The organism is Qipengyuania triglochinis, from assembly GCF_054655615.1.
In genome coordinates this window covers 483,833-509,102 of the sequence record NZ_BAAHND010000001.1, presented here as the reverse complement: position 1 = coordinate 509,102, position 25,270 = coordinate 483,833, and the positions used below count along the sequence as shown (strand labels likewise).

At 55.3% G+C, this 25,270-nt stretch carries 26 protein-coding genes and 1 tRNA gene; 11 read left to right on the top strand and 16 right to left on the bottom strand.

Annotated features, from left to right (window positions below; all coding sequences use genetic code 11):
* Nucleotides 1-59 precede the first annotated feature (59 nt).
* Nucleotides 60-1,202, top strand: a complete 1,143-nt coding sequence (locus ACYQ0G_RS02555) for a bifunctional 2-C-methyl-D-erythritol 4-phosphate cytidylyltransferase/2-C-methyl-D-erythritol 2,4-cyclodiphosphate synthase (protein WP_460098937.1) — start codon at nucleotides 60-62, stop codon at nucleotides 1,200-1,202.
* A 16-nt stretch (nucleotides 1,203-1,218) separates the two neighbouring features.
* On the top strand, nucleotides 1,219-1,722 hold the full coding sequence (locus ACYQ0G_RS02550; RefSeq protein WP_460098934.1) for a CinA family protein: 504 nt from the start codon (nucleotides 1,219-1,221) through the stop codon (nucleotides 1,720-1,722).
* Here ACYQ0G_RS02550 and ACYQ0G_RS02545 read toward each other — a convergent pair.
* Both ACYQ0G_RS02545 and lipA read right to left on the bottom strand, forming a co-directional pair.
* A complete protein-coding gene (locus ACYQ0G_RS02545) occupies nucleotides 1,719-2,174 on the bottom strand; it encodes a type II toxin-antitoxin system RatA family toxin (RefSeq protein WP_460098932.1) in 456 nt (151 codons plus the stop codon). The two genes, ACYQ0G_RS02550 and ACYQ0G_RS02545, sit on opposite strands and share 4 nt — an antisense overlap.
* Nucleotides 2,174-3,127: a lipoyl synthase gene (gene lipA / locus ACYQ0G_RS02540; RefSeq protein ID WP_460098930.1), complete on the bottom strand. Its 954-nt coding sequence runs from the start codon at nucleotides 3,125-3,127 to the stop codon at nucleotides 2,174-2,176. Before lipA ends, ACYQ0G_RS02545 begins: the two co-directional genes overlap by 1 nt.
* A gap of 113 nt (nucleotides 3,128-3,240) precedes the next feature.
* On the opposite strand from lipA, the gene ACYQ0G_RS02535 reads away from it, so the two are divergent.
* Together ACYQ0G_RS02535 and ACYQ0G_RS02530 are read left to right on the top strand one after the other, a co-directional pair.
* Nucleotides 3,241-3,879 (top strand): carbonic anhydrase, encoded by a 639-nt coding sequence (locus ACYQ0G_RS02535; RefSeq protein ID WP_460098927.1) that lies wholly within the window; start codon nucleotides 3,241-3,243, stop codon nucleotides 3,877-3,879.
* Nucleotides 3,880-3,916: 37 nt separating this feature from the next.
* Complete coding sequence (locus ACYQ0G_RS02530) at nucleotides 3,917-4,642, top strand: NYN domain-containing protein (RefSeq protein WP_460098924.1); 726 nt, start codon at nucleotides 3,917-3,919, stop codon at nucleotides 4,640-4,642.
* A gap of 64 nt (nucleotides 4,643-4,706) precedes the next feature.
* On the opposite strand, the gene ACYQ0G_RS02525 is transcribed toward ACYQ0G_RS02530, so the two are convergent.
* Nucleotides 4,707-6,041, bottom strand: coding sequence for a hypothetical protein (locus ACYQ0G_RS02525; RefSeq protein ID WP_460098921.1), 1,335 nt, complete (start codon nucleotides 6,039-6,041; stop codon nucleotides 4,707-4,709).
* A gap of 303 nt (nucleotides 6,042-6,344) precedes the next feature.
* Here ACYQ0G_RS02525 and gyrA point away from each other — a divergent pair, with 303 nt between their 5' ends.
* Complete coding sequence (gyrA, locus tag ACYQ0G_RS02520) at nucleotides 6,345-9,188, top strand: DNA gyrase subunit A (protein ID WP_460098919.1); 2,844 nt, start codon at nucleotides 6,345-6,347, stop codon at nucleotides 9,186-9,188.
* Here the strand turns inward: gyrA and ACYQ0G_RS02515 are convergent.
* Complete coding sequence (locus ACYQ0G_RS02515) at nucleotides 9,185-9,853, bottom strand: lysoplasmalogenase family protein (RefSeq protein WP_460098916.1); 669 nt, start codon at nucleotides 9,851-9,853, stop codon at nucleotides 9,185-9,187. The genes gyrA and ACYQ0G_RS02515 overlap by 4 nt on opposite strands.
* Before the next feature lie 55 nt (nucleotides 9,854-9,908).
* On the opposite strand from ACYQ0G_RS02515, the gene trmFO reads away from it, so the two are divergent.
* Nucleotides 9,909-11,276 carry a methylenetetrahydrofolate--tRNA-(uracil(54)-C(5))-methyltransferase (FADH(2)-oxidizing) TrmFO gene (gene trmFO, locus ACYQ0G_RS02510; protein ID WP_460098914.1) on the top strand — a complete coding sequence of 456 codons (1,368 nt, stop codon included), beginning with the start codon at nucleotides 9,909-9,911 and terminating at the stop codon, nucleotides 11,274-11,276.
* On the opposite strand, the gene ACYQ0G_RS02505 is transcribed toward trmFO, so the two are convergent.
* The 8 genes from ACYQ0G_RS02505 to ACYQ0G_RS02470 form a co-directional block, all read right to left on the bottom strand.
* On the bottom strand, nucleotides 11,277-11,735 hold the full coding sequence (locus tag ACYQ0G_RS02505) for an EF-hand domain-containing protein (RefSeq protein ID WP_460098912.1): 459 nt from the start codon (nucleotides 11,733-11,735) through the stop codon (nucleotides 11,277-11,279).
* A gap of 33 nt (nucleotides 11,736-11,768) precedes the next feature.
* A complete protein-coding gene (locus ACYQ0G_RS02500; RefSeq protein ID WP_460098910.1) occupies nucleotides 11,769-12,398 on the bottom strand; it encodes a hypothetical protein in 630 nt (209 codons plus the stop codon).
* A gap of 62 nt (nucleotides 12,399-12,460) precedes the next feature.
* Nucleotides 12,461-13,135 carry a TadE/TadG family type IV pilus assembly protein gene (locus ACYQ0G_RS02495; RefSeq protein ID WP_460098907.1) on the bottom strand — a complete coding sequence of 225 codons (675 nt, stop codon included), beginning with the start codon at nucleotides 13,133-13,135 and terminating at the stop codon, nucleotides 12,461-12,463.
* A gap of 12 nt (nucleotides 13,136-13,147) precedes the next feature.
* Nucleotides 13,148-13,744 carry a TadE/TadG family type IV pilus assembly protein gene (locus ACYQ0G_RS02490; RefSeq protein ID WP_460098905.1) on the bottom strand — a complete coding sequence of 199 codons (597 nt, stop codon included), beginning with the start codon at nucleotides 13,742-13,744 and terminating at the stop codon, nucleotides 13,148-13,150.
* Nucleotides 13,745-13,760: 16 nt separating this feature from the next.
* Complete coding sequence (locus ACYQ0G_RS02485; protein ID WP_460098903.1) at nucleotides 13,761-15,728, bottom strand: TadE/TadG family type IV pilus assembly protein; 1,968 nt, start codon at nucleotides 15,726-15,728, stop codon at nucleotides 13,761-13,763.
* Nucleotides 15,729-15,822: 94 nt separating this feature from the next.
* Nucleotides 15,823-17,202, bottom strand: coding sequence for a pyruvate dehydrogenase complex E1 component subunit beta (locus tag ACYQ0G_RS02480; protein ID WP_460098900.1), 1,380 nt, complete (start codon nucleotides 17,200-17,202; stop codon nucleotides 15,823-15,825).
* Nucleotides 17,203-17,205: 3 nt separating this feature from the next.
* Nucleotides 17,206-18,276 carry a pyruvate dehydrogenase (acetyl-transferring) E1 component subunit alpha gene (gene pdhA / locus ACYQ0G_RS02475; RefSeq protein ID WP_460098899.1) on the bottom strand — a complete coding sequence of 357 codons (1,071 nt, stop codon included), beginning with the start codon at nucleotides 18,274-18,276 and terminating at the stop codon, nucleotides 17,206-17,208.
* A gap of 131 nt (nucleotides 18,277-18,407) precedes the next feature.
* Complete coding sequence (locus ACYQ0G_RS02470; protein ID WP_460098897.1) at nucleotides 18,408-18,656, bottom strand: FtsB family cell division protein; 249 nt, start codon at nucleotides 18,654-18,656, stop codon at nucleotides 18,408-18,410.
* Between the two features lie 258 nt (nucleotides 18,657-18,914).
* Here ACYQ0G_RS02470 and hppD point away from each other — a divergent pair, with 258 nt between their 5' ends.
* The 4 genes from hppD to ACYQ0G_RS02450 all read left to right on the top strand — a co-directional run bounded on the left by hppD (nucleotide 18,915) and on the right by ACYQ0G_RS02450 (nucleotide 22,767).
* Nucleotides 18,915-20,036: a 4-hydroxyphenylpyruvate dioxygenase gene (hppD, locus tag ACYQ0G_RS02465; RefSeq protein ID WP_460098894.1), complete on the top strand. Its 1,122-nt coding sequence runs from the start codon at nucleotides 18,915-18,917 to the stop codon at nucleotides 20,034-20,036.
* The gene (locus ACYQ0G_RS02460; RefSeq protein WP_460098892.1) at nucleotides 20,033-20,605 is read left to right on the top strand and encodes a VOC family protein; all 573 of its coding nucleotides are present in this window, start codon (nucleotides 20,033-20,035) and stop codon (nucleotides 20,603-20,605) included. Before hppD ends, ACYQ0G_RS02460 begins: the two co-directional genes overlap by 4 nt.
* Nucleotides 20,606-20,682: 77 nt before the next feature.
* A complete protein-coding gene (locus ACYQ0G_RS02455; RefSeq protein ID WP_460098890.1) occupies nucleotides 20,683-21,561 on the top strand; it encodes a mechanosensitive ion channel family protein in 879 nt (292 codons plus the stop codon).
* A gap of 33 nt (nucleotides 21,562-21,594) precedes the next feature.
* Nucleotides 21,595-22,767: an MFS transporter gene (locus ACYQ0G_RS02450; protein ID WP_460098887.1), complete on the top strand. Its 1,173-nt coding sequence runs from the start codon at nucleotides 21,595-21,597 to the stop codon at nucleotides 22,765-22,767.
* Here the strand turns inward: ACYQ0G_RS02450 and ACYQ0G_RS02445 are convergent.
* The 4 genes from ACYQ0G_RS02445 to grxC all read right to left on the bottom strand — a co-directional run bounded on the left by ACYQ0G_RS02445 (nucleotide 22,768) and on the right by grxC (nucleotide 24,434).
* Nucleotides 22,768-22,844 (bottom strand) — tRNA-Arg (locus ACYQ0G_RS02445).
* A gap of 39 nt (nucleotides 22,845-22,883) precedes the next feature.
* A complete protein-coding gene (locus ACYQ0G_RS02440; protein WP_460098886.1) occupies nucleotides 22,884-23,348 on the bottom strand; it encodes a DUF1178 family protein in 465 nt (154 codons plus the stop codon).
* Nucleotides 23,349-23,354: 6 nt separating this feature from the next.
* Nucleotides 23,355-24,170, bottom strand: a complete 816-nt coding sequence (locus ACYQ0G_RS02435) for a carbon-nitrogen hydrolase family protein (RefSeq protein WP_460098883.1) — start codon at nucleotides 24,168-24,170, stop codon at nucleotides 23,355-23,357.
* The gene (grxC, locus tag ACYQ0G_RS02430) at nucleotides 24,171-24,434 is read right to left on the bottom strand and encodes a glutaredoxin 3 (protein ID WP_460098879.1); all 264 of its coding nucleotides are present in this window, start codon (nucleotides 24,432-24,434) and stop codon (nucleotides 24,171-24,173) included.
* Between the two features lie 165 nt (nucleotides 24,435-24,599).
* Here grxC and ACYQ0G_RS02425 point away from each other — a divergent pair, with 165 nt between their 5' ends.
* The gene (locus ACYQ0G_RS02425) at nucleotides 24,600-25,067 is read left to right on the top strand and encodes an Hsp20 family protein (protein ID WP_460098876.1); all 468 of its coding nucleotides are present in this window, start codon (nucleotides 24,600-24,602) and stop codon (nucleotides 25,065-25,067) included.
* Nucleotides 25,068-25,270: the final 203 nt, after the last annotated feature.

Below are 25,270 nucleotides of genomic sequence, written 5' to 3'. Positions count from 1 at the left end.
TGGGCACGCACATAGTCCGTTGCGGCGCAAACCTCAAGCCGCTAGCGGGCGGAAGCCCTATGGAACATGCGACCGCCCTCCCCTCCTTCTCAGCCATCATCGTAGCAGCCGGGAAAGGCGTGCGCGCGGAACAGGCCTTACCGAAGCAGTTCACGCTGTGGCGCGGGAAACCAGTTCTGCGGCATTCCGTCGAAGCAATGCTCGATGCTGGCGCCCATTCGGTCGTCATCGTCATTTCGGGTGGTTCTGACGAACTCGCCGCGGACTGTCTGAAGGGTCTTGATAGGTGGCACGTAGTTACCGGTGGCGAAACACGCCAGCAGTCGGTAGCCAACGGACTCGAAGCTCTCAAGGGCGGAGGACACGTGCTTATTCACGATGCCGCCCGCCCTGATTTGCCTTATCCAATCATCGAGAAGCTCCTGTCCGCTTTAGAAACTTATCCCGGTGCCATTCCGGTCTTACCGATTGTCGACAGCATCATTGCCGAACAATCGGGGGTGATGGCTGGACAGGCAGATCGGGAAAGCTTGCGACGGGTGCAAACACCGCAGGCATTCCATTATGAGGCCATCGTCGAAGCGCACCGAGCGTGGCCTGAAGCGCCAACCGCCGGAGATGATGCACAAGTGCTTCAAGCTGCTGGAGGCAAAATCGCGCTTGTCGAGGGCGATGAAAGATTGAAGAAGCTGACCTTTGCGGAGGACTTTATCGAGCCGCATACCCCCGTTCGGATCGGTACAGGGTTCGATGTCCACCGGCTGGCCGCTGGCGAGGAGTTGTGGCTGGGTGGAATTAAAATAGAGTCTGATTACGGGCTGGCAGGCCATAGTGATGCTGACGTTGCGATCCATGCCATTGTAGATGCATTGCTTGGAGCAATTGCTAATGGTGATATCGGCAGCCATTTTCCTCCCTCCGATCCCCAGTGGAAAGGTGCAAGCAGTGATCGATTTCTGAAGCACGCAGCCCTGCTGGTAAATGATTCCGGATTTCGCATCGGAAATGTCGACCTTACGATTATTTGCGAGGCTCCAAAGATTGGTCCACATCGTGAAGCCATGCGGGTTCGGTTGGCCGAGTTGCTTGGCGTCGGAATACAGACCATATCGGTCAAAGCGACTACAACTGAAAAACTCGGATTTGCCGGTCGTGGAGAAGGAATCGCGGCGCAGGCCGTAGCAACCGTGGTTCGCAATTGACGGAAGGGATGCGCCAATGACGCTCACCAAACTTCTGCCTGACGACATCGAAACCCTAGCAGAGCGCGTGGTAAGCCAGAACAAGGCCCAAGGCCGAAAGGTTGTTCTTGCCGAGAGCTGCACGGGTGGGCTCGTATCTGCGGCCCTGACAGAGATTGCCGGATCATCGGCCGTAGTAGATCGAGGTTTCGTCACCTATTCGAACGAAGCTAAGATGGAGGTTCTCGATGTCCCTTTGGACATTATCGAAACCTTCGGGGCGGTTTCCATCGCCTGCGCCTGGGCTATGGCTAAAGGCGCTTTGGCCCATAGTAATGCCGATGTAGCAGTAGCCATCAGCGGTGTAGCGGGACCGACCGGTGGCACCCCATTGAAACCGGTCGGAACGGTCGTATTCGCTCGTGTTGTTCGCGGTGCGGAGGGGGAACCAGAAGGCGAACTCAAACAATTTGGCCAAACTTCGCGCGCGGACATTCGGCGCGAAGCTACGATTTGCGCGCTGGAACTGCTTCTGCCCTAAAGGTTAGCGGCGGCGTTCTCGCGGCCATATAATTCATCGGCACGTTTCTCGAAGGCCTCGACCATCTTGCGAAACGCCCGGTCGAAATACTGTCCTGCAAGCGCTTCGAACACAGCATTTCGAAAGGTGAAGTCGACAGAAAACTCGATTTCGCACCCGCCATCAGGCAGACAGACAAAATTCCATCTGTTGTCTAGATCGCGCAATGGTCCGTCGACATAGAAAACTTCGATTTGGTCGGGCCGCCGCTTGATAACTCGCGACGTGAACTTCTCGCGGATCGCTTTGAAGCCGACGAGCATGTCTGCTTCCATCTCGGTCGCACTATCTTTGCGTATTCGGGTTGCTACGACCCAGGGCAAAAATTTGGGATAGTTTTTGACGTCCGCGACCAGATCAAACATTTGTTCGCAGCTGTACGGAAGTCGCCGCGTTTCACGTATTCCCGGCATCAGGCTTGCGCCCTCGCCTTCTCCTTTGCCAAACGTTCTTCGCGGGCCGCTTTCATGACCGCGAAATCATCGCCGGCATGATAGCTGGACCGTGTCAACGGACTGGAAGCGACCTGAAGAAAGCCTTTCGCCCTCGCGATCGAGCCATAAGCAGCGAATGCCTTGGGCGTAACAAAGTCTTCAACCTTAGCATGTTTGGCCGTTGGCTGCAGATATTGTCCCATCGTTATAAAATCGACGTCGGCGCTTCGCATGTCGTCCATCACTTGATGAACTTCCAGGCGCTGTTCACCCAGACCCAGCATAATGCCCGACTTGGTAAAGATCAGCGGGTCATGCGCTTTCACTTCTTCCAAGAGACGCAGTGACGCATAGTAACGGGCACCTGGGCGTATCGTGGGGTACAGACGCGGTACGGTTTCCAAGTTGTGATTGTATACATCCGGGCCTGCCTCGCAGATCTTCTCAACCGCGGCGCGCATTTTACCGCGGAAATCAGGAGTAAGTATCTCGATGGTTGTGTCAGGCGTCTCCCGCCGAAGCGCCTTAATGACCTTTACGAACTGATCAGCGCCTCCGTCCGGTAAGTCGTCGCGGTCAACGCTCGTAATGACGATGTGATTGAGGCCCATCTGGCCGGCTGCGATGGCGACGTTCTCCGGCTCCATCGGATCCACGAGTCGAGGCATACCGGTCTTCACGTTGCAGAATGCACATGCCCGCGTGCACACATCACCCAAGATCATGACCGTAGCGTGCTTCTTGTCCCAACATTCACCTATATTCGGACACGCAGCTTCTTCACAGACCGTGTTCAGCGAAAGGTCGCGCATGAGTTTGCGCGTCTCGTGATAGCCCTTGCTTACAGGGGCCTTGACCCGGATCCAGTCCGGCTTGCGAGCCTTGCGCGGAGGTTCACTGGGTGACTTCGGTGTGGATGCGAGATCATTCATGTCGCGCCCCATCTAGGCTCGAAGGCCCCTTCCCGCAACCTCGCATAAGTATGCAATTCGGGCGACGATTCGCCCCCTTGCCTTGTTACATCTTTCGGGGCAGCAGCGTTTCCATGAAGACTTTCGAGCAGATGATTGACGGCTATCGGCACTTTCGTTCTACCGGCTGGCAGGATGAACGTGAAAGATGGCAGCAACTTGCCGAGGGCCAGTCACCTCAGGTGATGGTCATTTCCTGCTCTGACAGCCGCGTAGACCCCGCGCAAATCCTCGACGTTGCGCCGGGAGAAATCTTCGTAGTCCGTAATGTCGCCGCCTTGGTCCCCCCATTCGAAACCACTCCCGGTCGTCACGGTGTTTCGGCGGCGGTCGAGTTCGCGGTACAGTTTCTGAAGGTGAAAGAGATCGTCGTGATGGGCCACGGACTGTGTGGCGGGTGCAAAGCTGCTCTTACTCAGGACCTTTACGGGAACGAGCTTGGCCAAGGTGGGCACGTAGCGCACTGGGTCGACATGCTCGATGAAGCGCGAGCCCCCATTGCGCAAAAACTTGGGACAGAAGGGCGGGAAGCCGAATTGGCGATGGAACTCGAAGCGGTGAAAGTCAGCATTCGGAATTTACAGACTTTCCCCTACGTCGCTGACAAGGTGTCGAATGCGGAATTATCCCTTCGCGGGGCCCATTTTGCAATTTCCGATGGAATTCTGCGCCTGCTCGATAATGAAAAGGATGAATTCTTCGCTGCCGAATGACTTGCGCGATCTGACCTTGCCCGTCATGTGAGCGGCCATGTCGGATAAAGAACTCAAGAACATTGCCCTTCTCATCGACGCGGACAACACTTCGCCGCGCGGTATCGATCCAGTCCTTACCGTCATGGCTGAGCTTGGGCAGGTCAACATCAAGCGGGCTTATGGAAATTTCGCAAAGAACAATCTCGCGAAATGGGGTACGATAACGCACAAGTTTGGTATCCGTCCGCAGCAGCAATTCGATCTCACTGCGGGCAAGAACGCAACAGACATGGCGATGACGATCGACGCCATCGACCTGCTTTATCAAGGCAAGGTGGACGGCTTCGGCATCATGAGTTCCGACAGCGATTTCACTCCGCTGGCTACGCGGCTTCGTCAGGACGGGCTGATTGTTTACGGCTTCGGCAGTAAGAACAAGACGCCAGACGCTTTCAAAAGCGCATGCACACGTTTCATAGATATCGACGCGCTTATTGCGGGTGCAGATGAAGAGCCCGCATCGGAGAAGAGCAAGAAAACCAAAGACAGTGGCCAGATCGACGAAGAACTGGTCGAACTTCTTGGCACAGCCTGGAAGGCGGCGAAGCGCGATGATGAAGGATATGCGCAAATGGGAGAGGTCGGCAGCCTGGCTGGAAACAGATCCAGCTTCGATGTGCGCAATTACGGCTTCAAGCGTCTTTCAGATTTGCTTGAAGCCATGGACCAATTCAAGGTCGAGCGCCGCGACAACACCCTCTATGTAAAGCGGCTACGCTAATTGAAAACGGCGCGGGTTCGATGAACCCACGCCGTAGATTAGGAGCCTTTAACTCGAAGCGTTCTTACATGCCGCCCTTTTGAGCAGCATAAATAGCCCAGAGGTTGGCGATATCCTTCCGAGCGCCTTCGACCTTACGGAAAGTCTCGCCAGCTTCGGAATACTTGCCCTGGTCGAACTGAGCGATCCCGAGGCGGGTAAGGACAACCGGAGTTTCCACACCGCTCATACCTAGAGCCTTCGTGTAAAACTCTTCTGCTTCGGCCGGCTGATCGTAGCTGAGGAAGGTGTCACCCGCCACAACCAGTGTCTTCAAAGTTGCTCCCGACTTGCGGGCATCGGCGGCCAGTGACGACAGGCCCTGACGGTCAGCAGACACACGGCCAGCAGCTTCCTTTCGGGATTCGATCAGGAAGGGGTCGCTCTTATCGACATTGCTAAGCGCAAAGCCTTCGTCGATCGCCGCCACGACCTCGCCGGGGTAACGGCGCGAGTCCAGTAGTTCGATGTATTCAGCCAGAACTCGCGTATCGTTATAGCTGTTAAGACGGCGCGAGAGGCGCAACAGATCCAGCGCGTCGGCATTGGCGTAGCCGCCTGAGTTCAAGGTGATGATTACCGCGTCGCCCCAAACAGCCGGGCTGGGATAATTCTCGGCAAGCATGGCGACGTATTCACGCGATTGCGGCTGCAGGTTGTTCTCATATGCTTGTGCGAGGCCAACACGGATGAGCTGCTCGGGAACTGGCTCACCAGCAGCTTTCAGGCTGTTCACCGTCTCACTAACGTAAGCCAGACCTTCCTGTGTCTGATCGGCGTTGAAGTAAAGATCGGCAATCATCCGCTGCATTTCCGGCGTTCCGATAGTCTTTTGCGATCCATCGGACATCGTCGCGGTCGTTGAATAATTGGCTGCGATGGCGCTTTCGAGAGCCTGGCGTGCTGCCGGGATGTCATTTCTGGCGCTGTAAGCCTGATAGGCTGCGAAGCCAATTTGTCCAGCGAGCTCCGGTTCGAGGGTCCCGCTCTCCATCATGAGCTCGAGCCCACGAAGGCGCATGTCCTCGTCACCAATCTTATTGCCGATATTGAAGAGAGCTCCACCAGTCGCGCGCTTTTCGTCGGGGCTCGACGTGGCTGCGACCAATGCAGGAACCGCAGCCTTTGCTGCCGCAGCGTCCGGTGCTTCGGATTTCTGGATCTCGTCGAGCGGCTGGTAAGCGGCAAGGAATTCCTTGCTGTACTTCCCCTTCTCTTCCTTTTCTTCTTTCTTTTTCTTCTGAGCGAAGGCCGGGGCTTCCAGTGCAGTCGCGCCCAGGGCGCCCGTTCCAGCGATAACAAGTGCCATTGCAATGGCCGTAGAGGGCCGCGAGGACTTGTTGAGGCGAGTGAAAATCATTCAAAAAAACTCCCAAGGATAATAAGGTAAAGCACGGCACTTGCACCGATATTGGGTTCATCGGGTAGGCCATTGCCGCGTCCGCGCTTTCATTGCAAATAATGTGAGGTTTCCGCCCTGAACGAGATTTGAATAGCGCCATGAGCGCAGTTCATCCTTATCTTCAGGCCAGATAACACCCATATGTGGAAAAAGCGCTGCAGATGGGGCTTCGGTTCCCGGGTTCGGTGGCGCATCCCGGTCATCTGGCCTAGGGTTTTCATCTAAAGACCTGTCTTACACAGCATATGGATTGTTTTAGCTTTGGCTGACGACATCGACACGATCGATTCCCCCGTTCCGGGCGGCGAAGAACACACCCGCATCGACATCGTCGAGGAAATGAAGACGAGCTATCTCGATTACGCGATGAGCGTGATCGTGAGCCGTGCCCTTCCTGACGTTCGTGACGGCCTTAAACCGGTTCACCGCCGCATCCTGTTTGCCAGTAACGAAGGTGGGTTCGTCGCCGGGCGGCCGTTCCGCAAGAGCGCGAAAATCGTCGGCGACGTGATGGGTAATTATCACCCTCATGGTGACGCCGCTATTTACGATGCGCTTGCCCGCATGACGCAGGATTGGTCGCTTCGCGTCCCGCTGATCGATGGCCAGGGCAACTTCGGTTCCATGGACCCCGACCCCCCAGCCTCGATGCGCTATACCGAAGCGCGTCTTGCCCGGGTGACCAATTCCTTGCTCGACGATCTCGACAAGGACACTGTCGACTTCGCAGACAATTACGATGGTTCTCGCAGAGAGCCGACTGTCCTTCCGGCGCGCTTCCCCAATTTGTTGGTGAATGGCGCCGGCGGCATCGCGGTCGGCATGGCAACCAACATTCCGCCGCATAACCTCGGTGAGGTGATCGACGGCTGTTTCGCCTATATGGACAATCCGGCGATCACGAGCGAGGAATTGTTCGAGATCATCCCCGGACCCGATTTTCCGACCGCACCGCTTATTCTAGGCAAATCGGGTGCCCGCGCGGCTTATACGACCGGTCGCGGATCGATCCTGCAGCGCGCGCGGCATGAAATCGAGGAAAAACGCGGGGACCGCAAGTCGATCGTCCTGACATCAATCCCGTTCCAGGTCGGTAAGAGCGGGCTTGTCGAGAAAATTGCCGAAGCTGCCAAAGACAAGCGGATCGAAGGCATCTCCGACATCCGCGATGAATCGAGCCGTAAGGGGGTCCGCGTCGTGGTGGATCTCAAGCGCGATGCATCGCCTGAAGTCGTCCTCAACCAGATATGGCGCTATACACCCGCCCAGGCGAGCTTCCCCGCCAACATGCTCGCGATTAGTGGCGGCCGCCCCGAGGTTCTTACTCTTCGCGAGTTTATTCAGGCCTTCATCTCGTTCCGCGAAGAGGTCATCACGCGCCGGACCAAGTTCGAGCTTAACAAGGCGCGTGACCGGGCGCACATCTTGCTGGGCTTGGTCGTTGCCGTGTCCAACCTCGATGAAGTCGTGGCCATGATCCGCAGCGCCCCCACTCCGGCCGAGGCTCGTACCCGCCTCCTGACCAAGGATTGGCCGATAGGGGACATCGCGCAGTATATTCGTCTGGTCGAAGCTATCGAGCCGAACGCCGAACAAGAAGGCGGAACGTACCGCCTGTCCGAGCGCCAGGTTAAAGCGATCCTGGACCTACGCCTCCATCGCCTCACGGCGCTTGGACGTGACGAAATTGGTGACGAGCTCAAGGAATTGGCTTTGTCGATCGAGGAATATCTCTCGATCTTGGCTGATCGGGTCAAACTGTATGGCGTAATGCGTGGCGAGCTAGAAGAGATCAAAGCGGCTTATGCGACCCCCCGCGTGTCCGAGATCGCGCCAGCTTGGGATGGCATCGACGACGAAGACCTGATCGAACGCGAAGAGATGGTCGTCACTGTTACGCATGGCGGCTACATCAAACGGACACCGTTGGACTCTTTCCGCGCTCAGGCGCGTGGCGGCAAAGGGCGTAGTGGCATGGCCACGAAGGACGAAGACGCGGTCGTCGAAATGTTCGTCACCTCGACGCACAACCCGGTGCTTTTCTTTACGAATACCGGTCGTGTTTATCGTAAGAAGGTATGGAAATTGCCCGAAGGCAGCCCGCAGACGAAGGGGAGGCCGATGGTCAACCTGCTTCCTCTGGGCGATGACGAGCGGGTAACCAACGTACTTGCGCTACCCGAAGATGAAGGCGAGTGGTCGAAGCTCAATATCGTATTTGCGACCGAGCAAGGCATGGTCCGGCGCAACTCGATGGACTCCTTTACGAATGTACCCAGCAACGGCAAATATGCGATGGGCTTCGTGGAAGACAGCGGCGATCGTCTTATCGGTGTCGAATTGCTCACCGAAGATCAGGAAATCTTCCTGGCGTCGGACTCCGGGAAGGCAATCCGGTTCTCGGCGACGGACGCTCGCGAAACGAAGAGCCGGACCGGTATCGGCGTGCGCGGCATGAAACTGAAGGACGGTCAGAAGGTCGTATCCATGACCGTTCTCGATGCGGGAGAACGCGATACGGATGTGCGCGAATCATACCTGCGTGCGGCCCATTGGAAGAACAATGACAACCAGACCACACTGGACGCGGAAAAAGCAGCGGAGCTGGCCGAAACAGAAGAATTCATCCTGACGCTCACTGCGAACGGTTACGGTAAAATTTCCTCCTCGTACGAATACCGTACGATCGGAAGAGGCGGGATGGGTCTGACCAACATCGGGGAACCGTCGAGCAATCCCGACCGGAACGGCCCGGTTGTCGCCAGTTTCCCGGTGAAGCATGGATCACAGCTTATGCTCGTAACCGACCAGGCGAAGCTTATTCGCATGCCGATTAAGTTACGGCACCTAGTCGAAGGTGGGTTCGAAAACCACGAAGGCTTCTCGATCTCAGGTCGCGGATCGTCCGGCGTGCGCATTTTCAATGTGGCCAAGGGCGAACAGATAGTGGGCGCAGCGCTAATCGACGAGACGGAAGAACCTGAGAACGAAGCAGAAGAAATGGTCCATGACGAGATCGCCGCGCGTGGTGGGGGGCTGAACCCGACAACCCCGCATACTACCGCGCATTCCGATCGGAATATGGATGACGAGCCGGGCGGCTAATCAAAGCGTGTAGTATGGCGCCGTCGGAGTGTCTGGACCACACCTGTCACGATTAGGAACTGGCCGCTGTAATAGAGCGGCCAGACCAGCCATTCGGCAAGCGCAGGGGAAACGTGGGCGGACTCCCGCGCAAAGATAATAAGATCGCTCATGACGAACAGAGCGGCTCCGAGACCTACGCGATATCTGGGAAACTGGCTGACCCATGCCGCGCCTGCCATTGCCCCCAAAACGAGGGCATAGATCGTTGCGAGAATCCAATTCTCTAGGGGATAGGTGAGCATAGCAGCGATAACCGGGGTGAGCACGAGCAACGCCAGTCCCGCTGCTTTCTGCGTGGCGCCGGCGGCATTGCGTCGATTTGTGAGGTAAAGCCAAAATGCCACCAAATGGCCGATCGCGAAAACGGATCCACCGGCGAGGAAGCTGAACTCGAGCACGACATCGGCAATTGCCCCGAGCCCCATGACCAAAGCTATCAGGGTACCACCCTGCCCTTTCGCGCGATGACCGGCGTAAGCCGCGAGGAAGCCAACCCCTGCCCCCTTCCAAAGCGCGAGCCAGGTTCCGCCGACTTTGCCGTCCATCGCAAAATAGTAGCTGATCGCGAATAGTAGGCTAAGCAACAAATATGGCCGGTGGTCAATCAAAGCGCGCTTTGTCATAGCGCGTCTATTCCCTTGATACAGGGCGGGTGCAAGCACTAGGTGCTGATCCGCAATGACACATGACATCCAGATTATAGGCGGCGGCCTCGCGGGCAGCGAAGCGGCTTGGCAATTGGCGCGACGTGGCTTCAAGGTGCGTCTTTCGGAAATGCGTGGTAGTGGTGAGATGACGCCCGCGCACCAAACTGATGGTTTGGCCGAACTCGTATGCTCGAACAGTTTCCGCTCGGATGATAGCGACAAAAATGCTGTCGGCCTCCTACATGACGAGATGCGTCGCTTGGACAGCATCATTATGCGCGCCGGAGAAGTTGCCCGTGTTCCCGCCGGAAGTGCGATGGCCGTCGATCGCGATGTTTTTTCTGCCGAGGTGCAGCGCACCCTTGAAGAACATCCGAACGCTACAGTCGTCCGCGAAAGGGTCGATACTCTGCCAGAAACTGGCCCAACTATCGTTGCGACGGGGCCATTGACGGCCCATTCTCTAGCTGAAAGTATTGTAGGCGCGACAGGACAGGATCGGCTTGCGTTTTTCGATGCCATCGCACCTATAATCCATCGCGACAGCATCGACATGTCGAAATGCTGGGTTCAGAGCCGCTGGAACAAGCGCACCGAAGCTTCAAACGAAGAAGGCGACTATATCAATTGCCCCATGACACAGGAGCAATACCTCGCCTTCCACCAAGGATTGATGGAAGGCGAGAAAACGGAATTCCGGGAATGGGAAGCCGACACTCCCTATTTCGACGGCTGCATGCCGATCGAAGTAATGGCGGCTCGCGGCGTGGAAACCCTGCGGTATGGGCCCATGAAGGGCGTTGGTCTCGACAATCCCTACGACACCAGTGAAGAGCATCCGCAGGGGCGCTGGCCCTACGCTGTCGTACAGTTACGTCAGGACAACAAGCTCGGCACACTGTGGAACATGGTCGGTTTCCAGACGAAGTTAAAATATGGTGCCCAGGTAGAGCTGTTCAGGACCATACCTGGTTTGGAAAACGCTGAATTTGCACGGCTCGGTGGATTGCATCGCAATACGTTTATCAATTCACCCCTCGTTCTAGACCGTCAGCTAAGACTGCGTAGCGGGGAACACATACGGTTCGCAGGTCAGATCACGGGATGCGAAGGGTATGTCGAAAGCTCAGCCGTAGGATTGATGGCAGGAATGATGGCAGCTTTCGAGCTCAGAGGCTGTGATTGGACTCCCCCTCCCCGCACCTCAGCATTCGGCGCACTGTTGTCGCATATTACTGGCGATGCGGAAGCGGATACGTTTCAGCCGATGAACGTCAATTTCGGACTGTTCCCACCGCTTCACGAGGTAAAGAAAAAGCAGCGCAAGGAAGCTTACACTTCCAGGGCTAAGGCTGAATTTGGAGAGTGGCTGGCGGGCCTCGACGCTGTTCCAGCCTGATCAGCAAGCGCAACTACGCTTTTTCACCGGCTTCGGTTTGGTCGTGGCGAATTCTGCTGGAGACAGTTCGCGATTGCCGTCAGCATCGGCGCCCTCGAATTTGTCGACTGTCGCAACAGCCCATTCTTCAAAGGTCAGCAAATTATTGCCGTCCTTGTCGAGTTTGCGGAACCCATCCGATCTGGTGGACAGCATTTCGCTCCGCGTAATGCGCCAATCACGATTACGATCATAGCGGAAAAAGCGACGCTGTTCTTTTGAAAGCTCAGTTGCCTCAGGAGGCGCGGGACCTTTGAGATCGCCTGGATCAGAAAGAGGGAGGACTGCAGACTCTGTGTTTATCGGCAATGGCGTGATCGGCGGTGCAGCGTCTTCAACCTGAGCTTTGCTTTGCCACCAGAAAAGGCCGACGCCTAACAGCATCAACGTCAGCAGCGTTCCTGTGATAAAGCCTTTCACCCTCACCCCCTGCGATCGGCTACGTTCAGCTAATCATTTTCCCCAGAGCCCAAGTCTTAATGCGACTAAAGGGCTCACACGATCTCCAAGCATCGGCGCCCCTCCATTTTCCAACGACCTTTGGGCCAACCCACCCAATACTCTAAGCGGTCTTAATTCCCTAGCCTTAGTTTTATTGCCATGAGGCAATTTCGTCCATTCTTGTAGAGCCCATGCCTTAGTCATTTCATCCGCAAGATTAGCCAAATCTGCATAAGCCCAAAGTTTTCCGTCTAAGACTGCTCCGCCAACGTCGGATTGGCTGCCTACCTTTTCCGCAATTGCCCGAGCAAGTTCTGCTTTCGCTCTGACGAACAGCATCGTTCGTTTGGGCTCGACAAGGACGCTCTCCCAACCATCGATTAAGTTGATAAGAGAGCTTGTATCCTTTCCCCACGAAGATTGGATCAAGGCCGCCAGTGGGTCTCGATCTAGGGCTCCCGCTGATAAAGCCTGAAGCTTATCTCTCCACCAAGCTAGGCGGATTTGAGAAACGATAGGTTCATTGGATCCGAGCACCACCCTTCCGAGAAGAGTATCCAAGCCAAAGGTTGCACGAAATAAGGAACGATGTTTGGCGGCACTTGCAAGTGCTACCCGAGTAACTTCTGTAAGCTCGACCATACGAATACCGACTTTCGACGCCGGGCTATACGCTACATAACTGAAGTTAGAAACCTACGTCATCAGCATTCGTTATCGAGCGCTCCACTTAAGCCTTTAACGGCTGGAGAGTTGAGATCACGGTCGTCGCGAATGATGAAAGCTGCCTCCTCACGAAATTTGACTTCCGGAAGATAGGCTTGCGAGAAAACAGCTGGATAATCGTAATAAACTTCCACGAACATGACTGCCTCACCCGGAGGGGCAGTCACTTCGAACTCTCGTCCCATACCCGTCAATTCATCACCATCGAGGCCATTCTTGTCGGTATCATTGCCGTAGGCGCTTTCGGCTTCCTTATCTCCGAAACACCGTTGCCAGTGTATAAACTGTCGGCCAGAGTCAGGGTCCCGTTCTAGACTGCTCAGAATAACGCGACCATTTTCTTTAAAACCTATCGACTTACCCTGCTCTTCGGCGCCAAAAAGCACTGCTGCAACGTCACTTTCGTTGACCGTGGGACTTACGGCATTGTTGTCGGTCTGCCCCAATCGCGACGCATTGTCAGCCACGGAAAGAGCAAGTTGACTGACCTTCATCTTGGTCGACGCCATCTGCGCAAGTTCGAAACCCGCAAGGCCTAACGTCAGAAAAACGGGAGCAACAACCGCGAATTCTGTAAGTGCGACCCCGGAAGTGTTACTTCTCAGACGTGCTAAACAGAAGCGCATTTTTTTTGAGATTGTTCGTAAAGCCATTGACTGCTCCATTCAGCTGCAAACGCCTGCGTCACTTGCGTATCCTTCCTGGCGTTCGAAAGGCTGGTTTTTCTTCACGAACGTAGTCGAAAGCGTTCTCTTCGCATCGGCATCATCATAAAATGGAATTGCAAACAGCGGCTCATATTCCACCGAGACTGTGTAGACTACTACGTCTCCAGCACCGCCGTTTTCCTCTACACCGATGTCCTCATCCCATTGACCATTGCCGTTCTCGTCAACGAAATTTTCGTCGTTGTTGCAGAGACCGTCGCCATTTTTATCATTCCATTTCTCAGCACGGTTGATGTCTGCAAAGTCAAAATAGCTAAGCCGTTTTGGCGTAACCTTCGCGTTCGGAGCAACTTTTTGAACGAGTTTTTCCAACTCTGCATCGGAAGCTGCGACATCTCGGGTTTCCAGAGAAGCTGCCCGGGCAACCTCCTGAGCTGCGCCATTCAGGACCGCTTGGGTATATGCAGCCTGACCAATATCCATTACGCCCAACATCATCGTGACGAAAACCGTGGCGACCAAGCCGAACTCCATAAGGGCGCTGCCACTTTCGTTGTGCTGTAAATCGGGAAGTCGCTGAACATCTGCTTTCATCGTTTAATCTCCCAAATCACATAGTGATGCGTAGTTCGCCCACGTTCTTCGCGATATCCTGAAAAGCCTCCTTCAAGCCTTCCGAATTCTTGGCATCGAAAGAACTTTGTGGAGATGCGCAGGCTTGGAGATCGGCGCTCAGGTCAGACCCAAACGCAATGACCCATATGCGAATTCCCTTGGCTCTAACCGCTTGGCAGACGGCACGAAAGCGGCTGGTGTGACGGCTTTTTTGTTGGGAGGTGCCATCGTCTGTCACCCTCTTGTCGTAATATTCTGTTCCGTAGGCAGAATATCCACTCCAACTGGGTTCCATTTCGCCATCGGTTAGGAAGATGATATGACGGGCTACTTCCGCTCCATTTTGCGGTGGATCCATAACCGTAGAAGCAAACATTCCGGTGGGCGACAATAAGCGACCACCCCAGATCATCCCCAGATCGAGATAGGTGCTGCCCTCGGGCGAAAGCTTGTTTGCCTCGGCCATGAATTCATCTTTGCTGAGCTCATCAAGTAATTTGGCTTGCGACGGACACCCAGAGCCTGTGGGATGTCCGTCGTAACCTCTGTCCTGACGGTAGATGCTAGACGAGGTGCCTCGACGAAACGCCATTTCTGGCCATAGAGGCCGCCATTTGGATTCTTCTGATCCATCGGGGGCTTTATCGATGTCCAAGTCCCAAGTGTAAGGGGACATCCCCAAGAGGCTGCTGAAACTGAACGTGGCTTCGGACGCGGTCGCTCGCTCTTCTATGCAACCTTTCCACCTATAGGGCTTTTTGCTGCCGTCGTGATCGTCATTCTCAATCTCTGTGACATTGAAAAGCTTGTAATTGGAGACATCAAGATCGTCGCCATCGCTCTGCTTCCGTTCTTTATAGAGCCACCTCTTGAAAGTTTTTGTCGTCACCTCTTCAAATATCGGATCTTCGATAGTTAATTCTTCAGAAAATATTTCACGCTTTTCATTTCTTTTGTCGACCACATACCAATAGCCATATACGACCCTACAGCGGTAAACTGTTCTATCTTGTTCTTGCCAAGTTCTCTTGGTCGTTATTCTTTGTTTAGCTGAATTTATATAGGTTCGCTCTTCGGATTTTGACTTACCTTTATTTTTCCACGCCCCATCGCTCGGCTTCGCCTTGTTGCAGTCTTGCTCATTATTGTACCAGGAGTTGCCATGCGAGCTCCAGTTTTCGCTGGTGAGATCATTGGTGCCGGAATTAGTCGTGTATCGCGGAGGTTCGTAACCGACCACAATTGTCTCAGTCTTTGTATTATATTCTGGAACACGAGATTGCAGATTCATCCTGTCCACAATCCAGTCCGGTTCCAACAGATGCCCAACATTGACGGAAGAGCTATACGGTACAAAGCCGTAGCGAATCCGCGCATTGGTGCCGTCCGCTGATTTAGCTACCGTATCGTAAAAACTTTCCATCGCCTCACGAAGGAGGGTTATCCGTCTCTTGGAATTATCCCAGGTATTGTTTCCATTTATGTCTCGATCCATCGAGCCAGTGGTGTCGAGGACCATCATCACGTCCGCATTGCCCATGGACATGCTCGCCGTGCAGCTCACTTTGATGGGTATGTTGTCGATGCCAAAAACGCGCATGAGAGTCGTATCTACCTTGGTCGAAACGACTGCTTCGATAGTATTCCCGTTGTCGGAAGAGGTCGGAACAAAGGCGGGAATATCAATGTCCGATATACCCGTCATATTGACATTGAAATAGGACTTGGCCGCTGCGACGGCCTGGGCGTTAAATCCTTCACCTCTGACATTCTTGCGACCAGCAAGCACACCGGCGTCACAGGCATTCTGGAGTTTGTTTTCAACAAGGTATGCGCGCGAGGCGTCGACCCCACCGCCGACAAGGCCTGCAAGAACAAAGATCGCAGCCGCCGTTAGGGGGAAAACGTTGCCGGCCTCGCTTTGCCGCAGCTGTTGAAGCACCCCATTATGTTCGCGCGCCATACTTGTCGCCCCAAATTACCTAGATTTGGTTGGGGCTGTAGCGCTCGTTTCGCTAATTTTTTGCTAAGGCGGATGGTTAAACCACCCGCCTTATTCAGTCGCGATAGCAGACTTTCTTTGCCGCCTTCACGATTTTAGGAGTGTCGATCAGGGCCAGTTTTTCGAGGTTCGCTGCATAGGGCAGAGGCACGTCTTCGTCACAGACACGCGTAACGGGTGCATCGAGGTGATCGAAGCCCTCTTCCATACAGATCGCGACGATTTCCGATGCGATCGAGCAAGTCGGCCAGCCTTCCTCGGCGATGATCAGGCGGTTGGTCTTCTTGAGGCTTTCGAGCACCGTATCCTTGTCGAGTGGGCGCAGGGTTCGCAGGTCGATAACCTCGGCGTCGATACCCTCTTCTGCCAATTGCTCCGCAGCATCGAGGGCCAAGCCAACCGCAATGGAGTAGGAAACGATGGTTACGTCCGCCCCTTCCCGCACGATCCGCGCCTTACCAATCGGGAGAACGTGGTCATCCAGTTCCGGCAGTTCGAAGCTGCGACCATAGACCAGTTCGTTTTCCAGGAAGACGACGGGATCTTCGCAGCGGATTGCAGCTTTCAACAATCCCTTCGCGTCCGAGGCATCATAGGGAGCGATTACGATCAGCCCCGGGACGCTGGCGTACCAGGGGCCATAGTTCTGGCTATGCTGGGCGCCCACACGACTTGCAGCTGCGTTAGGGCCGCGGAACACGACCGGGCAGCGCATCTGGCCGCCCGACATGTAGTTGGTCTTGGCGGCCGAATTGATGATGTGATCGATCGCCTGCATGGCGAAGTTGAAAGTCATGAATTCCACGACCGGGCGCAATCCTCCCATCGCGGCACCTGTCCCGATGCCGGCAAAGCCATACTCGGTGATTGGCGTATCGATCACGCGCTTGGGGCCGAATTCATCGAGCAAGCCCTGAGTGACCTTGTACGCCCCCTGATATTGAGCAACTTCCTCACCCATAACCAACACGCGTTCGTCGCGGCGCATTTCTTCCGCCATCGCGTCGCGCAGCGCTTCGCGCACTGTCACGGTTGCCATATTGGTCCCGTGCGGAACGTCGGGATCTTTCACGCCGGCCTTCTTCGCTGGCTTCGTAATCTCTGCTTCCGACGGATCACGTCCCACATCCTTGCCTTCGCCGGGTACGTCATCGGTTTCGGAGGCCGATGCCGCGACTTCGGAGACATCTTCGCCCTCAGCAGCGAGCATGGCGATCACCGTTCCGACGGCAACGTTCTCCGTTCCTTCGGCGACCAGGATTTTACCTAAAGTGCCTTCGTCGACAGCTTCGAATTCCATCGTTGCCTTATCGGTTTCGATTTCGGCAATGATATCGCCAGCGACGATCTCGTCGCCCTCCTGCTTGAGCCATTTCGCGAGAGTGCCTTCCTCCATGGTGGGCGAGAGGGCAGGCATCTTGAGTTCGATAGCCATCGCTCAATACTCCTCCACCAGAACATCCGTGTAGAGGTCGGATGCTTCCGGCTCCGGCGAGTTCTCGGCAAAGTCCGCAGCTTCGCTGACGAGTTTGCGAATGTCCTTATCGATGCCTTTCAACTCTTCTTCCTTGCTGCCCTGTTCGATCAGGATCTTTTTCAGGTTCTCGATCGGATCCTTATGATCTTTCATATCCTGCACCTCTTCGCGCGAGCGATATTTGGCAGGATCCGACATCGAGTGACCGCGGTAACGATAGGTTTCACATTCCATCAAAACGGGGCCCTTGCCCTCGCGCACGTGCTTGAACGCGATTTCGGCAGCTTGACGCACTTCGAGCACGTCCATGCCGTTAACCTTCATGCCGGGAATGCGAAACGCCGTACCCCGGCGGTAGAATTCCGTTTCGGCAGAACTACGACTGACGGCCGTACCCATGGCGTACTGGTTATTCTCGATCACGAATACGATCGGAAGCTTCCAGAGCGACGCCATATTGAAGGTTTCGTAAACCTGGCCCTGGTTTGCAGCGCCGTCACCGAAATACGCCAGGCAGAGTCCGCCGTCCTCATTATACTGATGTGCGAGCGCCAGACCGCCTCCGAGAGCGACCTGCGCGCCCACGATGCCATGACCGCCGTAGAACTTGTGCTCGGTCGAGAACATGTGCATCGACCCGCCCTTGCCCTTGGAAATGCCAGCCTCGCGACCAGTCAACTCGGCCATGATGACCTTGGGGTCGATCCCGTACGCAAGCATGTGGCCATGATCGCGATAGCCGGTGATCACGCTGTCCTTATCACCATCGAGCGCGGACTGAAGGCCAATAGCGACGGCTTCCTGACCGATATACAGATGGCAGAATCCCCCGATCAGCCCGAGCCCGTATAGTTGCCCGGCACGCTCTTCGAAGCGTCGGATCAGGAGCATCTGCTCGTAGAATTTTTGCATCTGCTCCGGTGATGCATCGAAGCGTTTGCTCTTCTCGAAATCCTCCTGAAGGGAGTGAAGAGCGAATTCGGGGTTCTCCGCGGGGCTGCGCGGGGTGCTGTTTTTCGGGGCCTTGGGCAAAATATCTCGTCCCTTTTCCAGTCGGGGATTTCTCTCGCAGCGCCTATAGCCACAGCGCTGCGCGGAGCGCAACGCTGCGGTGCATTTGCATACGAAAACCTTACGGAATTGCGGACAATTCCTCCGCTAAGTCAGTCATCCAGCTTGATGACGACTTCGTCCGGGTGGACGACATTCAGCTGACTGCGGAGCAATTCGCCAACCATATCAGGATCGGCATGATCAGGGTGAAGTAGGGCGACCTTGTTCTCCAGAGCAGCCCTATCCTTCTCTAACGCCGCAAGTTGAGCCTTACGCTGATCGAGTAGACGAAGATTTTCGCTCCACGCCAAGAGGCCCGACGGACCCGCAATCGCGAGACCGCCGATGACAAGCAGCACAAAAAACGCCGCGCTTTGCGTTGCCTTCTGCCTGCGAACCAAATCGAGTCTGCCTCTTCGTCTCATCACCGCTACAGAATCACAGTTACCATCGCCGTGCAAGCTGGAAATTGCCGGTCAGAGCCAAGAAGTTGGCTAGATCAGCTGAACTTCAGACGAGGAACATGATCCGACCATTATGGGTTGGATTCTTGACATAAGCGCTCCCAAAGCGTATTTGGTTTCTATTGAAACTAATTAATGGACAGAGGATATCCAATGCCCGACCTTTTTGAAAACCCGATCGGCCTCGACGGATTTGAGTTCGTAGAATTCTGCGCGCCTGAAAAGGGCGTTATCGAACCGGTTTTCAAGGCGATGGGCTTTATCCATGTAGCTAGCCATCGGTCCAAGGACGTCCACCTGTGGCGCCAAGGCGGGATCAACCTCATCATCAATTACGAACCGCGCAGCGCTGCTTGGTATTTTGCGCGGGAACATGGGCCGTCTGCTTGCGGCATGGGGTTCCGCGTCCGCGATGCCAAGAAAGCCTATGACGAGTTGCTTGAACGGGGTGCCGAACCGGTCGTGGTCGACAATGGCCCTATGGAACTTCGCATCCCGGCAATCCGAGGAATTGGCGGGGCCATAATCTATCTGATCGACCGTTATGCAGAGCAAGGCGAAAGCATGCTGTCGATTTACGATATCGATTTCGAATATCTTGATGGCGTCGAGAAATGGCCGAAGGGCGCAGGCTTCAATGTCATCGACCACCTGACCCACAATGTTTACAATGGCCGTATGAAATACTGGGCGGACTATTACGAAAGCCTGTTCAATTTCCGGGAAATCCGCTTCTTCGACATCAAGGGCGAATATACGGGCCTGACCTCGAAGGCTCTTACTGCTCCCGACGGCAAAATCCGCATTCCACTCAACGAAGAGGGAGAAGGCGGCAAAGGACAGATCGAAGAGTTCCTCCGCGAATTCAATGGTGAGGGAATTCAGCATATCGCGCTGATTTGCGATGATCTCGTCACTGCCTGGGACAATCTGAAGGATCTGGGTGTTCCTTTCATGACTGCACCGCCCGAGACATATTACGAGATGCTCCCGGAACGTCTGCCGGGTCATGGCGAAGACGAAAACGAACTTAAGATGAGAGGCATTCTTCTCGACGGAACCACCGAGGGCGGACACCCCCGTCTTCTCCTCCAGATTTTTGCGGAAGCGCAGGTTGGTCCCGTCTTCTTCGAATTCATTCAGCGCAAGGGTGACGAAGGGTTCGGTGAAGGAAACTTCAAGGCTCTGTTCGAAAGCATGGAACGTGACCAGATCAAGCGTGGCGTCCTTAGTGTTGAAGACGCCGAGACGGTTGAGGCGGAGCCTGCGGAATGAACAATCCCGCCGCACATCCCGTTAAACTGGGCGGCGTTCACCACGCCGCATACCGCTGCAAGGACGCGAAAGAGACCGTCGAATGGTACGGGAAGGTCTTGGGCATGGAATATACCACTGCCTTTGCCGAAGATCATGTCCCGTCGACGGGCGACTACGATCCCTACATGCATGTCTTTCTTGACGCAGGTAACGGCAACATCCTCGCGTTCTTCGAACTGCCAAATCAGAAGGACATGGGACGCGATGAGAATACCCCTCAATGGGTGCAGCATCTCGCGTTCAAGGTGGGCAGCGAGGAGGAACTCAACGCAGCCAAAGAACATGTCGAGAGCCTCGGCATCGACGTCCTGGGTCCCACACATCACGGGATATTCAAGTCGATTTATTTCTTCGATCCAAATGGACATCGTGTCGAACTCGCGACCGATATCGGCACGGACGAGCAATATGCCGAATTGAAGCGGGTTGCGCCCATGATGCTGGAAGAATGGAGCGAGACGAAAACCGCTCCTCGGCATGCCGACTGGCTTCACGAATTGGCGCGCCAGCAACACGCCAAGAAATAGCGCGAACTGATGATCCGGTCTTCCGATTAGGAACTCACCCAGCAGGCTGACGTTGCCCTGACAATGGAGCTTGCTTAGTGAATTATATCGGAACGCTGCGGGATCAGTTACAATCGATGGGTAAGGGTTTCGTGGAAACCCTGCCCAGTCTGGCAATCGCCCTATTCATCGTCTTGCTGACATGGATCGTGGCTCGTTTCGCTGTTCGCATCTCCGATATGATTGTTGGCCGGACGGAAATCCGTACCAGCCTCAAGAACCTGGTAGATACGGTCGTAAAGCTCACGATCTGGGTTATTGGCCTTTTCATAGCTGCCGTCGTGGTGATGCCCGACCTTACGTTTGCTAGCCTGCTTGCAGGTCTCGGCATTGGAGCTGTGGCAATCGGCTTCGCGTTTCAGGACATTTTCGAAAATTTCTTTGCCGGCATACTCATCATGCTGCGGGAGAAAATGCAGATTGGTGATGTCATCGAATGTGAAGGCATAACCGGCAAGGTCGAACATATTACCTTGCGAGAAACCCATGTACGTAAGCTGTCGGGCGAACTTACCGTCGTCCCCAATTCCATTCTATTCAAGAACCCGGTAGAAATCCTCACCGATGTCGAACAGCGGCGACACGATGTGGTGGTCGGCGTATCCTACGACACCAATCTCGATCATGCAGCGGATGTTATTCGCCGGGCGGTTGAGGGAGTAGACGATGTTCTTGCCAGCAAAGGCGTGGATATTTTCGCGCAAGAGTTCAATTCCAGTTCGGTCGATTTCCTCGTCCGCTGGTGGGCCGGCGCTGCTCCGCGCGCCGGCTGGGAAAGCAAGGACAAAGTAGTTCGAGCTATAAAGGGCGCTCTCGATGAGGCCGACATTGAAATCCCGTTCCCTTACGTGACCCATACCTTCAAGGAGACGGTTCCAGTCAGTCAGCTGGGTGAGAGTTCGAAGCCGACACCCTGAAGAAAGACGGGCGGAACTATTGGGCATTTTAGGATGAGCGATCTGGCGCGGCTTTCGCGCAAACAGGAATACGCGCTCGCGTTTGCTGCGGCGGTCGTGACTGCCAATGCCTATTACATCCATCCCATCATCGGCGAGGTGGCCGAATACTTTGGAGTGTCCGAAGCTCGCATCGGGATCGTACCCGCCCTCAATCAGATCGCTTTGGCCATCGGGATCCTTCTCTTGCTGCCATTGGGAGATCGGTATTCCAACCGGCGGCTCACGATAATCTTCACTGTCGGCCAAACGCTGTCTTTGGCCTTGATGGCTTTTTCGAAAGGGTTTGTCGGTTTCACCGCGGGATCCACTCTCCTCGGTTTCTTCACAATCGCTCCCTACCTGTTGCCGGCTTATGCTTCCAAACGGGTCGCCCCGGAAAGGCTGGGCCAGGTAACGGCACTCCTCACCGCCGGGGTTATTCTCGGCATTCTGGTTGCAAGGGTTGGTGCTGGCTGGGTGGCAGAACACTATGGTTGGAGGTGGGTCTATTGGATCGCAACCAGCCTGATGCTGGGGGTTACACTGGCCCTTCCCCGTCTGATGCAAAGCGGCGAGCGAGATCGCGGCGGCGAGCCTTATGGTCGTCTCGTGACGTCGGTTCTTTCTGTGGCCAGTCGCCACCGTGAGGTCCTACTTTCCGGAGCTATACAAGCTCTGAATTTCGCACAATTTATCGCACTCTGGCTCGCGCTTGCCCTCTATCTCACCGGCCCCTTGAATTACGGCACCGATGTAGTCGGATATCTCGCGGCAATCGCTGCGGTCAGCATTTTGTCAACGCCTCGCCTTGGCAGGTGGGCCGACGCCATCGGTCCTCGCAAAGCACGGCTGATTTTCGCGGTCGCCCAGCTGTTCGGTATAGCCCTGTTCTGGCCACTAGGCGGTAGCTTGTGGGGACTGCTCGTACCACTCGTCATCGTAAATTTAGTAGGCCCACCCATCGACGTGACGGGCCGGATGACATTCCTTTCGCTCGAACCGGATCTTCGTACGCGCCTGACGACTGTGTATATCGTCCTGATGTTTATCGGAGGGGGGATCGGCAGCATCTTCGCCACATCGGTTTACGGAAACCTGGGTTGGGCAGGCGTCTGCGTATTGCTGATCGCATCGTCCGCAGTTCTGACGATGCTTGCGTGGCGCGGGACTAGATTGGGGAAATGATGGTGCGCCCGACAGGATTCGAACCTGTGGCCCCCAGATTAGGAATCTGGTGCTCTATCCGACTGAGCTACGGGCGCGCCAAGGGCGCTCTATAACGCATGAAGTGTCCGAGGCAATCAGTTCAGTTTTTCCGGATCCGAGATCGGAAACAGTAGCGGAGCAACCGTTATCCCCTCGGAAGCGAGATCTTCGGCTTCCTCGCGTGTGGCCTTGCCATGGATAGGGGCCTCATCTTTTTCGCCGTAATGTTGCGATCGGGCCTCTTCGGCGAACTTGTCACCGACCCACTTGCTGGTTTCGAGCGCTTTTGCCTGGGCCTTGGCTAATCTTGTTAAAGCGTCCGCCACCTCCGGGGGCATGGGTGCATTGGACAGCTGCGCTTCTTCCGAAGGCGAGGCATTCGAATTTCGACTTGCTTTCGCCCCTACGGCCGGCGCCATCGGTGCCTTGTCGACTAGGTTACTGCCGCATTCGGGACAGTCGACCAGTCCGTTTTCCCGCTGCGTTTCATAGTCGGTTGAGGACCCGAACCAACCTTCGAAGCGATGACCATTATCGCAGTGGAGATCATAAACTATCATGATCGGCTACTTGGCCAATTCGCGGCGATTGGCAAGACTTGGCACCTGTGCTCGGACTTCCTCAATTCGATCTGGTTTTACCTCAGCATACCCCAACCCCGCCGGTGCATTGCCCATATCAAGTAATACTTGCCCCCAGGGATCGACCACCAAGCTGTGTCCATAGGTATTTCGGCCGTCCGCATGAGCGCCGGTCTGGGCGGCTGCGACGACATATGAGCTGGCCTCGATCGCCCTGGCTCTCTGCAGGACATGCCAATGTGCTTCGCCCGTTGGAACTGTAAACGCCGCTGGTACGGCGATGACATCGCAGCGAGCATTTCCCAATGCTTCAAAAAGCGCGGGAAATCGCAAGTCATAACAGATTGCCAGCCCAAGCTTGCCGGCCGGCGTTTGCACCGTCGCGACCTTCTCACCTGCCTGGTAAGCGCTTGATTCGCGCCAGGTCTCCCCGGAAGCGAGATCGACGTCGAACATATGGATCTTGTCGTATCGCGCAGCTATTTCGCCATTCGCATCAATCACGAACGAACGATTGACCCATTTTCCTTCGCCCGTGTCTATGGCCAGCGAACCAAGGCATGTCCAAATGCCGTGCTTGGCGGACCGGTCACGAACGGTGGCAAGGACCCTATCCTCGCTTTCGATCCTGATTGCGTCTGCGCCGCGTTTCCTATCTCGATCAAGCAGCCCGGACATTTCCGGGGTGAAGAGCATCGCAGCCCCCTCCCCTGCTGCAGCCTGGATCATCGAGCCAAGGAAATCAGCATTTTCTTCAGGATTAATGCCCGAAGTCATCTGGAGGACGGCAATGTTGGTCATTCAGCCCTCGAGCAACGCGTCCAGCTTGCCGGACCGCTCTAATGCAGCGAGTTCGTCAGACCCGCCGACATAGGTGTCGCCGATGAAAATCTGTGGAACCGTGCGGGCTTGCGGAGCACGGGTCTGCAGTTCGTCCCGTTTGGGGCCGCCCATCGTGATGTCGTGTTCGTTATAGTCTGCACCCTTCTCATCGAGAAGGCGTTTTGCGCGCACGCAAAAGCCACAACCGAACTTTGTGTAAATATCGATCTGCGGTTGGCTCATTCCATTTCCTTTGAATATGAAGACTATCGCTAGCCCTTGATGGCGATGCTTGAAAGCGTTTTGGCGGTACCTATTTTGGTTCCGTCAACACACATCGTGGAGACACGGGAGTGCCGGTTGCGGGCTCCTTACATAACCAAATTGCTCACTGGAGGATTTGTTTCGATGAACCGTTTTGATACTACCCCTTACCGCCGCTCTACTGTGGGTTTCGATCGCCTGTTCGACCTGATGGAGCGCCAGGCTCGCAACGCCGGCGGCGATAATTATCCGCCCTTCAATATCGAACGACGCGACGAGGATGCCTATCGCATTACCCTCGCCGTTGCCGGTTTCCGTGCCGAAGATCTCGAGATCACGGCCCAGCAGAACCTGCTCGTGATCCAGGGGCGTAAACGTGACGATCAGCCCGAAGGCGAAATGCTTCACATCGGCATCGCCAACCGCGGTTTCGAACGCCGTTTCGACCTTGCCGATTACGTTCGGGTAGAGAGTGCGGACCTGCGCGATGGCATGCTGTACATCGATCTCGTCCGCGAAGTGCCTGACGCGATGAAGCCCAAGAAGATCGCGATCGGCGGTCAGAAGACGCTCGAAGTCGTCAAGAACGAGGACGATAGCGAAGCAGCCTGATCTCTGCTGTTGAAGTTTGGGCGGTGCCTTCTTTCGGAGGCGCCGCCTTTTTCGTTGGGATTAAAAAATAGGGGGCAGCGCCCGAAAGCACTACCCCCGCGACGCAAAGCGCCGCCGAGCCTCGGATACGGTTGTCCGGGTCGCAGAAGACGACCGAGTTCGAGGCAAGCCCCACCGCTTGCTCAACGCAGCGAATATCTCTT

Coding starts and splice junctions, on each gene's coding strand:
- ACYQ0G_RS02555 (WP_460098937.1), top strand. CDS start 60: ATGGAACATGCGACCGCCCTCCCCTCCTTCTCAGCCATCATCGTAGCA.
- ACYQ0G_RS02550 (WP_460098934.1), top strand. CDS start 1,219: ATGACGCTCACCAAACTTCTGCCTGACGACATCGAAACCCTAGCAGAG.
- ACYQ0G_RS02545 (WP_460098932.1), bottom strand. CDS start 2,174: ATGCCGGGAATACGTGAAACGCGGCGACTTCCGTACAGCTGCGAACAA.
- lipA (WP_460098930.1), bottom strand. CDS start 3,127: ATGAATGATCTCGCATCCACACCGAAGTCACCCAGTGAACCTCCGCGC.
- ACYQ0G_RS02535 (WP_460098927.1), top strand. CDS start 3,241: ATGAAGACTTTCGAGCAGATGATTGACGGCTATCGGCACTTTCGTTCT.
- ACYQ0G_RS02530 (WP_460098924.1), top strand. CDS start 3,917: ATGTCGGATAAAGAACTCAAGAACATTGCCCTTCTCATCGACGCGGAC.
- ACYQ0G_RS02525 (WP_460098921.1), bottom strand. CDS start 6,041: ATGATTTTCACTCGCCTCAACAAGTCCTCGCGGCCCTCTACGGCCATT.
- ACYQ0G_RS02515 (WP_460098916.1), bottom strand. CDS start 9,853: ATGACAAAGCGCGCTTTGATTGACCACCGGCCATATTTGTTGCTTAGC.
- trmFO (WP_460098914.1), top strand. CDS start 9,909: ATGACACATGACATCCAGATTATAGGCGGCGGCCTCGCGGGCAGCGAA.
- ACYQ0G_RS02500 (WP_460098910.1), bottom strand. CDS start 12,398: ATGGTCGAGCTTACAGAAGTTACTCGGGTAGCACTTGCAAGTGCCGCC.
- ACYQ0G_RS02495 (WP_460098907.1), bottom strand. CDS start 13,135: ATGGCTTTACGAACAATCTCAAAAAAAATGCGCTTCTGTTTAGCACGT.
- ACYQ0G_RS02490 (WP_460098905.1), bottom strand. CDS start 13,744: ATGAAAGCAGATGTTCAGCGACTTCCCGATTTACAGCACAACGAAAGT.
- ACYQ0G_RS02485 (WP_460098903.1), bottom strand. CDS start 15,728: ATGGCGCGCGAACATAATGGGGTGCTTCAACAGCTGCGGCAAAGCGAG.
- ACYQ0G_RS02480 (WP_460098900.1), bottom strand. CDS start 17,202: ATGGCTATCGAACTCAAGATGCCTGCCCTCTCGCCCACCATGGAGGAA.
- hppD (WP_460098894.1), top strand. CDS start 18,915: ATGCCCGACCTTTTTGAAAACCCGATCGGCCTCGACGGATTTGAGTTC.
- ACYQ0G_RS02460 (WP_460098892.1), top strand. CDS start 20,033: ATGAACAATCCCGCCGCACATCCCGTTAAACTGGGCGGCGTTCACCAC.
- ACYQ0G_RS02450 (WP_460098887.1), top strand. CDS start 21,595: ATGAGCGATCTGGCGCGGCTTTCGCGCAAACAGGAATACGCGCTCGCG.
- ACYQ0G_RS02440 (WP_460098886.1), bottom strand. CDS start 23,348: ATGATAGTTTATGATCTCCACTGCGATAATGGTCATCGCTTCGAAGGT.
- ACYQ0G_RS02435 (WP_460098883.1), bottom strand. CDS start 24,170: ATGACCAACATTGCCGTCCTCCAGATGACTTCGGGCATTAATCCTGAA.
- grxC (WP_460098879.1), bottom strand. CDS start 24,434: ATGAGCCAACCGCAGATCGATATTTACACAAAGTTCGGTTGTGGCTTT.
- ACYQ0G_RS02425 (WP_460098876.1), top strand. CDS start 24,600: ATGAACCGTTTTGATACTACCCCTTACCGCCGCTCTACTGTGGGTTTC.